This window comes from Allobosea spartocytisi, assembly GCF_014764685.1.
Taxonomy (GTDB): Bacteria; Pseudomonadota; Alphaproteobacteria; order Rhizobiales; family Beijerinckiaceae; genus Allobosea; species Allobosea spartocytisi.
Genome location: NZ_JACXWY010000015.1, coordinates 40,776 through 55,391 on the forward strand (window position 1 = coordinate 40,776; position 14,616 = coordinate 55,391).

The following is a 14,616-nucleotide window of genomic DNA, read 5'->3' on the forward strand; positions in this document are numbered from 1 at the left end:
TGGCGGTCGGATCGGCACCGGCGGAAACGCCGATGCGGCAGGGAAATCCGGCAGTGCGTAAAGCATCGCCGGGAGGGTCGTCAGGCCGCGAAGGCCTCGTCGAGGAAGGCGTTGAGCTGGGCGAGATGCTTGGACATCAGGCCGGTCGCCGTCGCGGCCGAGGCCGGGCGGCCGACATAGCGCGGCCGCTTCGACTTCGAGCCGGCATGGCCCAGCACCCATTCCAGATAGGGCTCGACGAAGGTCCAGGAGCCCATGTTCTTCGGCTCCTCCTGGCACCAGACCACATCGGCGCCCTTGAAGCGCGCCAGCTCCTGCGCCAGCGTCTTCAGCGGGAACGGGTAGAGCTGCTCGACGCGCATCAGATAGACATCGTCGATGCCGCGCTTCTCGCGCTCCTCCAGCAAGTCGTAATAGACCTTGCCCGAGCAGAGCACGACGCGGCGGATCTTCGAATCCTTGACCAGCTTGGTGGTCGACTTGCCGCGCTCGGCATCATCCGCCAGCACGCGGTGGAAGGTCGAGCCCTCGGCGAGGTCCGCGAGGTCGGAGACGGCGCGCTTGTGGCGCAGCAGCGACTTCGGCGTCATCAGGATCAGCGGCTTGCGGAAGTCGCGCTTCAGCTGGCGGCGCAGGATGTGGAAATAGCTCGCCGGCGTCGAGCAGTTCGCCACCTGCATGTTGTCCTCGGCGCACATCTGCAGGAAGCGCTCGAGGCGGGCGGAGGAGTGCTCCGGACCCTGGCCCTCATAGCCATGCGGCAGCAGGCAGACGAGGCCGGACATGCGCAGCCACTTGCGTTCGCCGGACGAGATGAACTGGTCGAACACGACCTGCGCGCCATTGGCGAAGTCGCCGAACTGCGCCTCCCACATCGTCAGCGCGTTCGGCTCCGACAGGGTGTAGCCGTATTCGAAGCCGAGCACGGCCTCTTCCGAGAGCATCGAGTTGATGACCTCGTAGCGGGCCTGGTCCTCGCGGATATGGTTCAGGGAGGTATGGCGGGCTTCCGTCTCCTGGTCGATCAGCACCGAATGGCGCTGCGAGAAGGTGCCGCGCTCGCAATCCTGCCCGGAGAGGCGCACCGGATTGCCGTCGAGCAGCAGCGAACCGAAGGCCAGCGCTTCGGCGGTCGCCCAGTCGATGCCCTCGCCGCTCTCGACCGCCTTCTTGCGGTTGTCGAGGAAGCGCTGGATCGTCTTGTGGACGTTGAAGCCGGCCGGAACGGCGGTGATCTTCTCGGTGATCTCCTTCAGCGTCTCCGCCGGCACGCCGGTGGCGCCGCGGCGCGGATCGTCCTCGTCGGCGCGGATCGCCTTCATGCCGGCCCAGCGGCCGTCGAGCCAGTCGGCCTTGTTCGGCTTGAAGGCCTGGCCGGCGTCGAACTCGACCTCCAGCTTCGCCTTCCAGGCGGCGCGCATCTCGTCGAGCTCGCCGGCTTGAACCACGCCCTCGGCCTCGAGCTTGGCGCCGTAAAGCTCCAGCGTCGTCTTGTGGCCGCGGATCTTGCGGTACATCAGCGGCTGGGTGAAGCCCGGCTCGTCGCCCTCGTTATGGCCGAAGCGGCGATAGCAGAACATGTCTACCACGACCGGCTTGTGGAACTTCTGCCGGAACTCGATCGCGATCTTGGCGGCGAAGACCACCGCCTCCGGATCGTCGCCATTCACATGGAAGACCGGCGCCTCAACCATCTTCGCCACGTCGGACGGATAGGGCGAAGAGCGCGAATAGCGCGGATAGGTGGTGAAGCCGATCTGGTTGTTGATGATGAAGTGCAGCGAGCCGCCGGTGCGGTGGCCCTTCAGCCCGGAGAGGCCGAGGCACTCCGCCACCACGCCCTGGCCGGCGAAGGCCGCGTCGCCATGGATCAGCAGCGGCAGCACCTTGGAACGCTCGACGACGTCGCCGAACTGATCCTGCTTGGCACGCACCTTGCCGAGCACCACCGGATCGACGATCTCGAGATGCGACGGGTTGGCGGTCAGCGAGATATGGACGTTGTTGCCGTCGAACTCGCGGTCGCTGGAGGCACCGAGATGGTACTTCACGTCGCCCGAGCCCTCGACGTCGTCGGGCGCGAAGGAGCCGCCCTTGAACTCGTGGAACAGCGCGCGGTGCGGCTTGCCCAGCACCTGCGTCAGCACGTTGAGGCGGCCGCGATGGGCCATGCCGAACACGATGTCGCGCACGCCGAGCGCGCCGCCGCGCTTGATGATCTGCTCCAGCGCCGGAACCAGCGCCTCGCCGCCGTCGAGGCCGAAGCGCTTGGTGCCGGTGAACTTCAGGTCGAGGAACTTCTCGAAGCCCTCGGTCTCGACCAGCTTGTTGAGGATCGCCTTCTTGCCTTCCTTGGTGAAGGCGATCTCCTTGTCCGGCCCCTCGATACGCTCCTGCAGCCAGGCCTTCTGCTCGGGGTCGGAGATGTGCATGAACTCGATGCCGACCGTGCCGCAATAGGTGCGCTGCAGGATCGAGACCATCTCGCGGATGGTGGCGAACTCCATGCCGAGCACGTTGTCGATGAAGATCTTGCGGTCGAGATCGGCCTCGCCGAAGCCGAAGGCGGCCGGCGACAATTCCTCGGGGTCGTTGCGGCTCTCGATGCCGAGCGGGTCGAGCTTGGCATGGAGATGGCCGCGCATGCGATAGGCGCGGATCAGCATGATCGCGCGCACGGAATCGCGCGTCGCCTGCTGGACGTCGGCTGGGGAGAGTGTCGTGCCGGCTGCCTTGGCCTTGGCGCCGAGCTTGTCGGAGATGACCTTCTCGACCACGGCCCAGTTGCCGTCGAGCGCCGAGATCAGCTCGCCATTGGCGACGACCGGCCAGTTCGGCTTCTTCCAGGAGGCGCCCTTGGCGTTGTCCAGCACCGACTGCTTGTCGTCCTGCAGCGCGCCGAAGAAGCTCTGCCACTGCTCGTCGACCGACTTGGGATCGGCCTCGTAGCGGGCGTAGAGATCCTCGATATAGGCCGCGTTGCCGCCGTAGAGGAACCCGGTCTGTGCGAGAGCCTCGTTGATGTCCTGGCGAGCCATGATGCTCCTGCCTTCCTTCACCGCTTGCGACATGTCCGAACCCTTGCCCGGACATCCTTCAACTTGCCGTCATGCTCGGGCCTGCGCCCTAAGCATTTGGTCTTCCGTCATGGCCGGCCTTGAGCCGACCATCTCATGCCGTTTTGCCGTCGCTTCCTCGGGGACGTCATGGTCGGGTCAAGCCCGACCATGACGTCCCCGGAAAGGCGCCAGGGCCTCAGCCCTTCAACACTTCGACCAAGGTCTTTCCAAGGCGCGCCGGCGAGGGCGAGACCCGGATGCCGGCCGCTTCCATCGCGGCGATCTTGTCCTCGGCGCCGCCCTTGCCGCCCGAGATGATCGCGCCGGCATGGCCCATGCGGCGGCCCGGAGGCGCCGTGCGGCCGGCGATGAAGCCGACCATCGGCTTCTTGCGGCCGCGCTTGGCTTCGTCCTTGATGAACTGCGCCGCGTCCTCTTCGGCCGAGCCGCCGATCTCGCCGATCATGACGATCGACTCGGTCTTGTCGTCCGCGAGGAACATCTCGAGCATGTCGATGAACTCGGTGCCCTTGACCGGGTCGCCGCCGATGCCGACGGCCGTGGTCTGGCCGAGGCCTTCGCGCGTGGTCTGGAACACCGCCTCATAGGTCAGCGTGCCCGAGCGCGAGACGATGCCCACCGAGCCCGGCTTGAAGATGTTGGCCGGCATGATGCCGATCTTCGACTGGCCGGCGGTGACGACGCCGGGGCAGTTCGGGCCGATCAGGCGCGACTTCGAGCCCGAGAGCGAGCGCTTGACGCGCACCATGTCGAGCACCGGAATGCCCTCGGTGATGCAGATGATCAGCGGAATCTCGGCGTCGATCGCCTCGCAGATCGCATCGGCCGCGCCCGGCGGCGGAACATAGACGACCGAAGCGGTGGCGCCGGTCTTCTCCTTCGCCTCGGCGACGGTGTCGAAGACGGGCAGACCCAGATGGATCGCGCCGCCCTTGCCCGGCGAGGTGCCGCCGACCATCTGCGTGCCATAGGCGATCGCCTGCTCGGAATGGAAGGTCCCGTTCTTGCCGGTGAAGCCCTGGGTGATGACCTTGGTGTTCTTGTCGATCAGGATGGACATATCTGCTCCTCAGGCCTTCTTGACCGCGGCGACGATCTTCTGCGCGGCGTCGTCGAGGTCATCGGCGGGGATGACGTTGAGGCCGGACTCGCGGATGATCTGCTTGCCTTCCTCGACATTGGTGCCTTCGAGGCGCACCACCAGCGGAACCTGAAGGCCGACCGCCTTCACCGCCGCGATGACGCCGCGCGCGATGACGTCGCACTTCATGATGCCGCCGAAGATGTTGACGAGGATGCCCTTCACCTTCGGGTCGGCGGTGATGATCTTGAACGCCGCCGTCACCTTCTCTTCGCTGGCGCCGCCGCCGACGTCGAGGAAGTTCGCCGGGCTTTCACCGTAGAGCTGGATGATGTCGAGCGTCGCCATGGCGAGGCCGGCGCCGTTGACCATGCAGCCGATCGTGCCGTCGAGCGCGATGTAGGCGAGGTCGTATTTGGAGGCCTCGATCTCCTTCTCGTCCTCTTCCGTCGTATCGCGCAGCGCGACGATCTCGGGATGGCGATAGAGCGCGTTGGAGTCGAACGAGATCTTGGCGTCCAGGCACTTGATCTGGCCCTGGGTCGTCACGATCAGCGGGTTGATCTCCAGCATGTCCATGTCCTTGGCCACGAACGCGTTGTAGATCTGGCCGAGCACCGTGCCGGCCTGCTTGGCGAGGTCGCCGGAGAGCCCGAGGATGCGCGCCATGGCGCGGCCGTGATGCGGCATGATGCCGGTGGCGGGATCGACCGAGAAGGTCTCGATCTTCTCGGGCGTGTCATGGGCGACGGCTTCGATGTCCATGCCGCCTTCGGTCGAGACGACGAAGGCGATGCGGGAGGTCTCGCGGTCGACCAGCGCCGAGAGGTAGAACTCCTTCTCGATGTCCGAGCCGTCCTCGATATAGAGGCGGTTGACCTGCTTGCCGGTTTCGCCGGTCTGCACGGTGACCAGCGTGTTGCCGAGCATTTCCTTGGCGTGGGCCTCGACTTCCTCGACCGACTTGGCCAGGCGCACGCCGCCCTTCGCGTCAGGGCTGAGTTCCTTGAACTTGCCCTTGCCGCGGCCACCGGCGTGGATCTGCGACTTCACGACATAGAGCGGACCCGGCAGCTTCCTGGCGGCCTCGACCGCTTCAGCCACCGTCAACGCCGGGAAGCCGGCGGAGACGGGCGCGCCATACTCTTTCAGAATGGCCTTGCCCTGGTATTCGTGGATGTTCATCCGGTAGCTCCTGACTGGGCTTTGAAGAAAAAGGGGCCGGCATCGGGTGCGGCGCCCCATGCGATCGAAGATGGCGAAACCCCGGCGCGGCGGAGCATCGCCTGCGATTGCGCGCGTCCGAATTCCGGTGATAAAAATCCACAATCAGATGAAACATCTGACGGGAGGACAGTGAAATGGCGACGTCGTATTCCTGTATCAACCTCGATTCCGTCCGCGCGGCGCGAACTGAACGCGAGCCCTACAACTATCTCATCGCCAGCGATGTCATCCTGCCCGGTGCGGTGGACGGCCTGCGCAACGACTTCCCCGACATCCGCGAGTCCGGCTACCACCCCGAAGAGGACGTCAACCGGCACGGCACCTTCGCGAAACTCCTGGAGGAGATGAAGAGCCGCGAGATGGCCGAAATCGTCTCCGAAAAGCTCGACATCGACCTCGTCGACAAGCCGAAGATGATCACGATCCGCAAGCTCTCCGCCGCCAAGGATGGACGCATCCACACCGACAGCGAGTCGAAGATCGCGACCTTGCTCGTCTATCTCAACGACGCCTGGCAGGACTCGCCGGCCGGACGCTTGCGGGTGCTCTACAACGGCACCGATTTCGAGAACATGAAGGAAGAGATCAGCCCGATCACCGGCTCGCTCTTCGCGTTCCGTCGCGCCGACAACTCCTGGCACGGACACACATCCTTCGTCGGCGAGCGGCGCGTCGTCCAGATGACCTGGCTCAGAAGCCAGGCCGACGTCGAACGCAAGAAGAGCCGCGGCTCCTTCACCCATCTGGTCAAGAAGGTGCTGCGGTTCGGGTGACGGGCTGAGCCGTCCCCCGAACACCTGCCGGATATGTGCCTGCGCCGGGCGCATGCCTCAGCCGGCCAGCGACGGATCGACGCTCTTGCAGGCGTCGATCAGGCTCTGCACCGAAGCCACCGACTTCGCCAGCATCTCCTTCTCGGCGCCGTTGAGGCGGATCTTCACGACGCGCTCGACGCCCTTGGCGCCGATCACCACCGGCACGCCGACGAACATGTCCTTGACGCCGTACTGGCCCTTCAGCGCGGCGGCCGCCGGCAGCACGCGCTTCTGGTCCTTGAGATAGCTCTCGGCCATCGCGATGGCGGAAGCGGCAGGCGCATAGAAGGCCGAGCCGGTCTTGAGCAGGTTGACGATCTCGCCGCCGCCCTTGCGGGTGCGCTCGACGATGGCGTCCAGCTTCTCCTGCGTCGTCCACTTCATCTTGACGAGGTCGGGCAGCGGGATGCCGGCGACGCCGGAGTAGCGGACCAGCGGCACCATGTCGTCGCCATGGCCGCCGAGCACGAAGGCCGAGACGTCCTTGACCGAGACGTTGAACTCTTCGGCGAGGAAGTAGCGGAAGCGGGCGGAGTCGAGCACGCCGGCCATGCCGCAGATCATGTTCGGCTTGACGCCCGAGAACTTCTGCAGCGCCCAGACCATCGCGTCGAGCGGGTTGGTGATGCAGATCACGAAGGCCTTCGGCGCATATTGCTTGATGCCTTCGCCGACCGCCTTCATCACCTTGAGGTTGATGCCGATCAGGTCGTCGCGGCTCATGCCGGGCTTCCGGGGCACGCCGGCGGTGACGATGATCACGTCAGCGCCCTTGATGTCCTCGTAGGAGTTCGTGCCCTTGTAGCCGGCGTCGAAGCCGTCGACCGGCGCGGATTCGGCGATGTCGAGGCCCTTGCCCTGCGGGATGCCCTCGGCGATGTCGAAGAGGACGACGTCCCCGAGTTCCTTCAGGCCGGCGAGGTGGGCGAGCGTGCCGCCGATCTGGCCTGAACCGATGAGGGCAATCTTCTTGCGGGCCATAGCCTAGTCCTTCTCTTCTGGCGCTTCGATCGAAGCCGGCTGCGGCCGGCTTTCGACATCCGGAATGCCTTGGCCAAAATACCTTGGCGCTACGATGGCCGGCGGGCCGGCCAAACCGTGGCTTCCTTTGGCCCAAACCGCCCTTTTGCCGCAACCCTCGCAGAAAACACGGCTTTTGCGGGGCGAGGCGCCCCCATTCGCGCGGCGAAACAGGCGGCCTCTTTTTTTTCAATGACTTGCAAGAGGCTCCACGTCGACTTTCAGTCGTTTGGGGCAAAAATCGGGCAATTACAATTTACAGAAATTGTAATTGGTCACCAAATTTTTTCACACGATGCCGCTACCGAGCACCCGCAGGATGACGCGGATCAGCGTCGAGAGGCGGGTATCGACCGAGGCCAGCGGCACGTCGGCTTCCAGCGCCAGCGAGGCCGGATGGATGAAGCGATGCGTCGCATCGATGACGAAGGCGATGGCCCGGTCGCGATCGCGCGGCTCGAACACGCCGGTGGCGATTCCCTCGTCGACGACGCGCTCGAACAGCGCCCTGACCCGCGTCCGGTTGCGCCGGCTGATGGCATGGCGCTTGGCGACGGCGAGCGACAGCGCCGCGAAGAGATGCGGATCCTCGCTCAGCAGGTCGCGATTGGCCTTGGCGAGCGCCAGGATCAGCCGCTCGAGCTTGTCGTCGGCCGGGTCGGGGCCATCGGCGATGTCGGCGAGCCGCCGCTCCGTCGCCTTGAGCCAGAGATCGACCACCGCATCGATCAACGCCCCCTTGGACGGAAAATAGCGATAGACGTTGGCATGGGTCATGCCCGCCTCTTCCGCCACGGCGACGACGGTGAAGCGCTTCAGCCCGAACGTCCGCAGGTGCTCGCTGGCGACCGTGAGGATGCGTGTCTCGCTCGGCTCGCGCTGCGGCATGGCTCAGCGGCGCTCCGATTTAGGGTTCGCACGCAACCACGCCGTCATCCCGGGCTTGACCCGGGGTCCATGCCGGAGCGCGACCGAGCAAGGTTCAGGCATGGATCCCGGGTCGGCGCTGCTGCGCAGCTTGCCCGGGATGACCACCCATCCATTGTCGGCGGTAAAACTCACGTCTCGACCAGCCCGGTGGTGTCGCCGCTCGCAGCCGAATCCGGCCGGCCATGCGGCATCGCGAGATACTCCTCCGAGCGCATCTCGATCAGCCGCGAGACGGTGCGGTCGAACTCGAAGGCCTCGCGCCCCTGCCTGGCGTGATAGAGCTCATGCGGCTCGGCCGCCGCCGAGGCGACGAGCTTCACATGATGTTCGTAGAGCGTGTCGATCAGGATGATGAAGCGCTTGGCCTCGTTGCGTCGGTCGAAATCGAGGATCGGGATATCGTCGAGCACCAGCGTGTGGAAGCGCTGCGCCAGCGCGATATAGTCGGAGGCGCCATAGGCCTGGGCGCAGAGATCGACGAAGTTTGCCCGCGCTACGCCGCCGGCCGCCTGCGGCAGCACGAGTTCGTGCCCCTGGACGTTGAGCACGGTCCGCGGCCCCTGCGCCACGCCGGAGAGCCCCTTGAAGGCAGCATCGAGCGCAGCTTTCGCCTTCGCATCGGCCGGCACGTGATAGACCGGCGCGCCACCGAGCTTCTCCAGCCGGAAATCAGTGCGCGCATCGAGCTTGAGCACCTCGACCTTGGTCTGAAGCAAATCGATGAAGGGCAGGAACAGCGCCCGGTTGAGCCCGCCCTCATAGAGCCGCGACGGTTCGACATTCGAGGTCGCGACCACGACGACGCCGGCGGCGAAGAGCGCCGTGAACAAGCGCCCGAGGATCATCGCATCGGCGATGTCGGTCACCGTGAACTCGTCGAAGCAGAGCAGATAGGCTTCCTCAGCCAGTTCCGCCGCGACCGGCGCGATCGGATCGCCGTCCTTGACCTCGCCCGTCTTGATCTTCTGGCGATGGGCGTTGATGCGGCCATGCACCGCGGCCAGGAACTCGTGGAAATGCACCCGCAGCTTGCGCTTCACCGGCGCGGACTCGAAGAACATGTCCATCAGCATGGTCTTGCCGCGGCCGACCGAGCCCCAGATGTAGAGCCCCTTCGGCGCCTCGGCGGTGTCGGGCTTCTTGCCGAAGAGCCAGCCGAGCGCGCTGCCCTTGCGGGCAAGGCGGCGGGCGGCGAGCGCCGCGTTCAGCGCCTCGAGCTTCCTGACGACGGCGACCTGGGCCGGATCGCGCTCGATGGCGCCCGCCTCGACCAGGGCGGCATAGCGGTCGGTGATCGAGGCTGGCATGGCGGCTGGGAACGACGGGTCGCGGAAAGAGGCTTCCGGGTTACGGCAGCCCGGCCGCCATCGCAAGCCCGGCGAGATCGCACCCGCCATCTCCGCGGCCGGCACCCGGCCTCATCGGCCCAAAAACACGTCATCCCGGCACGGACGGACCGGCCGGGATGACGGTAGCGAAGCGAACCTCGGCTTGCGGCTTCGAGGCCGCCGCGCATTCGCGAGGGAACTACTGGCCCTTGTTGATCGAGACCGGCTTCAGCGGGTTGTCGAGGAGGCCGTATTTCTGGATCAGCGCGTCATAGGTGCCGTTGGCCTGGAGCTTCTCCAGCGCGGCCTTCACGGCGTCGCGCAGCTGCGTGCCCTCGGCCGTCTTCGCGAAGGGGATGCCCATCAGCGTCGTCGTGAACGGCTTGCCGAGCGGGATGTAGGTGTTGGGCTCGAGCTTCTGGAAATGGCTCATCGTCTCGCTGCCCTGGACGCCGCCCTGCAGGCGCTGCGTCTTGAGCTGGGTGCGGGCATCGACCGAGCCCTCGGTGCCGACGACGTTGATCGCGGGCTTGCCCTTGGCGACGCAATTGGCCTGGCTCCAATCGCCGATCTGCTGCGGCCAGTTGGTCGAGCGGCTGGCGCCGACGCTCTTGCCGCAGAGGTCGTCAGGGCTCTTCACCGTGTCCTTGAACGGGGTGACCGTGTAGAACTGCGCGCCGGATTCGAGATAATCGACGAAGTCGACCTGCTCGCGCCGGGCCGGCAGATCGCTCATGCCGGCCAGCGCCATGTCGACGCGGCCGGTCTGGATCGAGGGCAGCATCTGGGCGAAGGCCGTTTCCTGCCATTCGACCTTGAGGCCGAGTTCCTTGGCGATGGCCTCGCCCAGCTCGATGTCGAAGCCGATGAGCTGGTTGGTCGCCGGGTCCTTCGAGGTGATCGGCGGATAGTTCGGCTGGGTCCCGATCACGAGCTTGCCGGCGGTCTTGATCCGGTCCGGCACGGTCTGCGCCTGAGCGGCCAGCGTGGTCGCGGCGAGCAGCGCCGCCGTCAGTGTCAAACGAAGCATGTGGTCTCTCCCTCTTATGAACTCAAAGCATTGCGCGAAGAAGCGGGAACCGGTTTTTCGCTGAAGCCATGCGCAAAACGACAAGAATCCCGCCGGTCGTCACTTCAGGACGGCTGCGATGAAATCCCGGGTGCGGGCCTGGGTCGGTGCGACCAGGACCGTGTCGGGCGTGCCGCGTTCGACGATCTCGCCCTTGTCCATGAAGACGACGTCGTTCGCCACCTCTCGCGCGAAGCCGAGCTCATGGGTGACGACGATCATCGTCATGCCGCTGGCGGCGAGGTCGCGCATCACGTTCAGCACCTCGCCGACGAGCTCGGGATCGAGCGCCGAGGTCGGCTCGTCGAACAGCATCAGCTTGGGCTTCATCGCCAGCGCCCTGGCGATGGCGATGCGCTGCTGCTGCCCGCCCGAGAGCTCGCTCGGATAGGCGTCGCGCTTCTCGGCGAGGCCGACACGCTCCAGCAGCGCCATGGCATCCGCGACGATCTCCTTGCGCGGCCGCTTCAGCACCGTGAGCGGCCCCTCGATGATGTTCTGCAGCGCCGTCATGTGATTGAACAGGTTGAAGCGCTGGAACACCATGCCGGTGACGAGGCGCTGGCGCGCGATCTCCGGGTCGGTCAGCTCGTGCAGCTCGTCGCCGACGCGGCGATAGCCGATCAGTTCGCCATCGACGCGGATCGCGCCCTGGTCGATCTTCTCGAGCTGGTTGATGCAGCGCAGCAGCGTGGACTTGCCCGAGCCGGACGGCCCGATGATGCACTGGACCATGCCGGGCTCGACCGAGAGCGAAACGTCGTTCAGCGCCTTCAGATCACCGAAGAACTTGCTGACATTGGCGACGGTGACGATGGCGGTATCCGCATCCGCCTGGTTCTGCACCGCGCTCATGCCGGCTCCTCCTCGAGCTTGACGGTGCGTTTCGCCCGCCTCTCGCCGCGTCCCTTCGAGAAATAGCGCTCGAGGAAATACTGCCCGATCTGCAGCAGCGTCACCACGAGCAGATACCAGCCGGCGGCGACGATCAGCAATTCGATGACGCGGGCATTGGCGAAATAGATCGTCTGGGCGTTGCGCAGGATCTCGGCATACTGGATCACGCTCGCCACCGAGGTCAGCTTCACCATGCTGATCACCTCGTTGCCGACTGGCGGAATGATGACGCGCATCGCCTGCGGCAGCACGATGCGGCGCAGCGCCGTCAGCCGCGTCATGCCGATCGCCTTGGCGGCTTCGGTCTGCCCGGTATCGACGGAGAGGATGCCGCTGCGCACCACCTCGGCGGTATAGGCGCCCTGGTTCATGCCGAGCCCGAGCAGCGTCGCCATGAACGGACCGATGATGTCGATCGTGCGCCAGGAGAACAGCCCGGGAATGCCGATGGTCGGGAAGACCAGCGCCAGGTTGAACCAGATCAGGAGCTGCAGCAGCAGCGGCGTGCCGCGGAAGAACCAGATGTAGAACAGCGCGACGCTGCGCAGCACCGGGTTCGGCGACATGTACATGATCGCGAAGATCACGCCGAGCACGATGCCCAGCGTCATCGCGCAGACCGTCATGATCAGCGTGTTGCCGAGACCGGAGAGGATCGCGGGCGCGGTGAAGAACTGCCCGACCACCGGCCAGGCGATGTCGCCCTTGACGAAGGCGGCGATAATCCAGGCGAGGACAGCGATGATGAGCGCCGCCGCGACCCAGCGCCCATAGAAGCGACGCGGCACGATCCTGAGTCGCGCGATCGCGGCCAGATCGCGGCTGGCGACCGGCGAGGTGACGGCATGGCTCATCGACGGCACTCCCGGACGGGCTTGCCGGCGGCTCTCGAAAGCGCCATCGACCGCGAAGCCGTTGGTCCGCGGAAACCACCGCAGCACGGGCAGATTGTCAAATTCATGCGAGCCCCTCCTCCCCAAGCGTAAGAATGACCTCTTGACCCGGCAGCCAGCAAACGAAACGATCTCCGGTAGCCTAGTCCAAAACGGAATACCCATGGCCTTGCGGCCCCCGCCCTCCTCCACCGCCATGCGCGCCTTCGTCACCGTCGCGCGACTGGGCTCGACCGCCCGCGCCGCCGGCGTCGTCAACCTGACGCAGAGCGCGGTCTCCAAGCAGATCCTGTCGCTCGAGCACCATCTCGGCACGGTGCTGTTCGAGCGCAATCCGGTCGGCCTCAAGCTGACCGAGGCCGGCGCGATCTACCTGCCCTATGCCGAAGCCGCCCTGGAGCAGATGGAACGCGGTGCGATGCGCCTGGCCGAGCGCGTCGCCATCGCCCGGCCGATCCGGTTGCACATGGTCGCCATCGCCGGCGAGCGCTGGCTGATGGAGCGCTTCCCCGTCTTCGCCGAGGCCCATCCCGGCGTCGACGTCCAGTTCACCAACTATGTCAGCGAAAACGAGACGGAAGAGCCGGACATCGAGATCAACCACGGCACCCCGCCCTGGCCCGGCAAGGAGGCGCATTATCTGTTCGGCCGCGATGTCGCCCTCGTCGCCGCGCCCGAATTGCTGGAGCGCATGAGCGGTTTCCGCCGCGCCGCCGACATCCAGAAGATGACGCTGCTGCAGCATTACCAGATGCCGGCCTTCTGGGCCGAGTTCACCGAGGCGCATGGCCTGCGCGGCGCGGTGCCGGCCCATACCGTCCGCTACGGCTATTACTCCGTCATCATCCGCGCCGCGGTCGCGGGGCTCGGCGTCGCGCTGGCGCCACGCTGCTATGTCGCCGAGGAACTGGCTTCGGGCGCGCTGGTCAACCCGCTCGATATCGGCTTCACCAGCGTCACCGGCTGCTGGCTGACCCGCCGCCTGGACCAGCCCTCGCGCCCCGGCCTCGACGCCTTCATCGCCTGGCTGAGGACGGAGGCCGCGGCTTTCGACGCGGCGACGCGAGCAGCCTGAGCGCCCGCAACCTCCCGGCCGGCCATGCGTTGACATCGGCACAGGAGGAGGCCGCCATGATCACCATTCTTCCGGCTCCCGACCATGTTCTCGCCATCGCGCTCAGCGGCACCATCGAGCCGGCCGATATCGAGCGCGTCGCCGCCGATGTCGAAGACCGGCTGAGCCGGCACGAGAAGGTCGCGATCCTCGCCGATATCACCGCCTTCGACGACATGACCTTCGCCGCGGCCTGGAAGGACGCGCGCTACAGCTTCGGCAAGCTCTGGGAACTCAGGCGCTTCCCCAAGGAGGCGATCATCGTCGAGAAGGGCTGGCTCGATCGCGTCGCGCGGCTCTTCGCCCCGGTAGTCCCCTTCGTCGAGATCCGTACCTTCCCGCCGGCCGAGCGCGAAGCCGCCCTGGCCTGGGCCGCCGATATCGAGGGCGGCCCCGACACCTGAAGCACGGGCGCTGCGAGCCGGGGCTCGGCTCGCGTGTCAGCTCCGGCGGCAGTCAGCTTCTGGCGAACGTCTCGTCGAAGGCATAGCCCGCGCCGCGCACGGTCCTGAGCGGATCCTTGGCGTCGGCAGGGGTGATCGCCTTGCGCAGGCGCCCGACATGCACGTCGACGGTGCGCTCGTCGATATAGACGTCCCGGCCCCAGACGGCGTCGAGGAGCTGGGCGCGGGAATAGACGCGGCCCGGTGCCTGCATCAGGAATTCGAGCAGGCGGAACTCGGTCGGCCCCAGATGCAGCTCGCTGCCGGCGCGGCGGACGCGCCGCGTGGTGCGGTCGAGCTCGAGGTCGCCCGCCTGCAGCAGGCCCGCGACATGGCCGGGCTTCGCCCGGCGCAGCAGCGCCTGGATGCGCGCCGTCAGCTCCGGCAGGGAGAACGGCTTCACGACATAGTCGTCGGCGCCGGTCGCGAGCCCGCGCACCCGCTCGGTCTCCTCGCCGCGCGCCGTCAACATGATGATCGGCACCCGCTCGGTGTCGCGCCGCGAGCGCAGCCGGCGGCAGAGTTCGATGCCGGAAAGGCCCGGCAGCATCCAGTCCAGCAGCACCAGATCGGGCGTGTGGTCGCGCAGATGCAGTTCGGCGTCGTCCCCCCGCGCCACGCTGTCGACCTCGAAGCCCTCGGCTTCGAGGTTGTAGCGCAGCAGCAGGGTGAGAGGCTCTTCGTCCTCGACGATCAGGATGCGTGCCGCCATGATTCCT

Annotated in this window: 13 protein-coding genes; 3 read left to right on the plus strand and 10 right to left on the minus strand. The window is 66.2% G+C overall.

The annotated features are described in order from the left end of the window. Positions 1–80 precede the first annotated feature (80 nt). The 3 genes from IED13_RS20410 to sucC form a co-directional block, all read right to left on the minus strand. Positions 81–3,038, minus strand: coding sequence for a 2-oxoglutarate dehydrogenase E1 component (locus IED13_RS20410; protein ID WP_038360384.1), 2,958 nt, complete (start codon positions 3,036–3,038; stop codon positions 81–83). A gap of 217 nt (positions 3,039–3,255) precedes the next feature. Further along, positions 3,256–4,140, minus strand: coding sequence for a succinate--CoA ligase subunit alpha (gene sucD, locus IED13_RS20415; RefSeq protein ID WP_038359746.1), 885 nt, complete (start codon positions 4,138–4,140; stop codon positions 3,256–3,258). Positions 4,141–4,149: 9 nt separating this feature from the next. Next, a complete protein-coding gene (gene sucC, locus IED13_RS20420; RefSeq protein WP_191125262.1) occupies positions 4,150–5,346 on the minus strand; it encodes an ADP-forming succinate--CoA ligase subunit beta in 1,197 nt (398 codons plus the stop codon). 176 nt (positions 5,347–5,522) lie between these two features. On the opposite strand from sucC, the gene IED13_RS20425 reads away from it, so the two are divergent. Continuing rightward, on the plus strand, positions 5,523–6,161 hold the full coding sequence (locus IED13_RS20425) for a 2OG-Fe(II) oxygenase family protein (RefSeq protein WP_038359752.1): 639 nt from the start codon (positions 5,523–5,525) through the stop codon (positions 6,159–6,161). 57 nt (positions 6,162–6,218) lie between these two features. Here IED13_RS20425 and mdh read toward each other — a convergent pair whose 3' ends face one another. The 6 genes from mdh to IED13_RS20455 form a co-directional block, all read right to left on the minus strand. Beyond that, positions 6,219–7,184, minus strand: a complete 966-nt coding sequence (mdh, locus tag IED13_RS20430; RefSeq protein ID WP_038359754.1) for a malate dehydrogenase — start codon at positions 7,182–7,184, stop codon at positions 6,219–6,221. 327 nt (positions 7,185–7,511) lie between these two features. Continuing rightward, entirely contained in the window at positions 7,512–8,111 is a 600-nt protein-coding gene (locus IED13_RS20435; protein WP_038359756.1) for a TetR/AcrR family transcriptional regulator, read from the minus strand. A 170-nt stretch (positions 8,112–8,281) separates the two neighbouring features. Continuing rightward, a complete protein-coding gene (gene zapE, locus IED13_RS20440; protein WP_248312688.1) occupies positions 8,282–9,460 on the minus strand; it encodes a cell division protein ZapE in 1,179 nt (392 codons plus the stop codon). Between the two features lie 220 nt (positions 9,461–9,680). After that, entirely contained in the window at positions 9,681–10,511 is an 831-nt protein-coding gene (locus IED13_RS20445) for an ABC transporter substrate-binding protein (protein WP_112761483.1), read from the minus strand. A gap of 99 nt (positions 10,512–10,610) precedes the next feature. Then, entirely contained in the window at positions 10,611–11,405 is a 795-nt protein-coding gene (locus IED13_RS20450; RefSeq protein WP_112761482.1) for an amino acid ABC transporter ATP-binding protein, read from the minus strand. Continuing rightward, complete coding sequence (locus tag IED13_RS20455) at positions 11,402–12,301, minus strand: amino acid ABC transporter permease (protein WP_191125263.1); 900 nt, start codon at positions 12,299–12,301, stop codon at positions 11,402–11,404. Before IED13_RS20455 ends, IED13_RS20450 begins: the two co-directional genes overlap by 4 nt. 202 nt (positions 12,302–12,503) lie before the next feature. On the opposite strand from IED13_RS20455, the gene IED13_RS20460 reads away from it, so the two are divergent. Both IED13_RS20460 and IED13_RS20465 read left to right on the plus strand, forming a co-directional pair. Beyond that, a complete protein-coding gene (locus IED13_RS20460; protein WP_191125264.1) occupies positions 12,504–13,415 on the plus strand; it encodes a LysR substrate-binding domain-containing protein in 912 nt (303 codons plus the stop codon). Positions 13,416–13,471: 56 nt separating this feature from the next. Beyond that, positions 13,472–13,858, plus strand: a complete 387-nt coding sequence (locus tag IED13_RS20465) for a SpoIIAA family protein (protein WP_191125265.1) — start codon at positions 13,472–13,474, stop codon at positions 13,856–13,858. A 52-nt stretch (positions 13,859–13,910) separates the two neighbouring features. On the opposite strand, the gene phoB is transcribed toward IED13_RS20465, so the two are convergent. Further along, entirely contained in the window at positions 13,911–14,609 is a 699-nt protein-coding gene (gene phoB, locus IED13_RS20470) for a phosphate regulon transcriptional regulator PhoB (RefSeq protein ID WP_038359768.1), read from the minus strand. Positions 14,610–14,616: the final 7 nt, after the last annotated feature.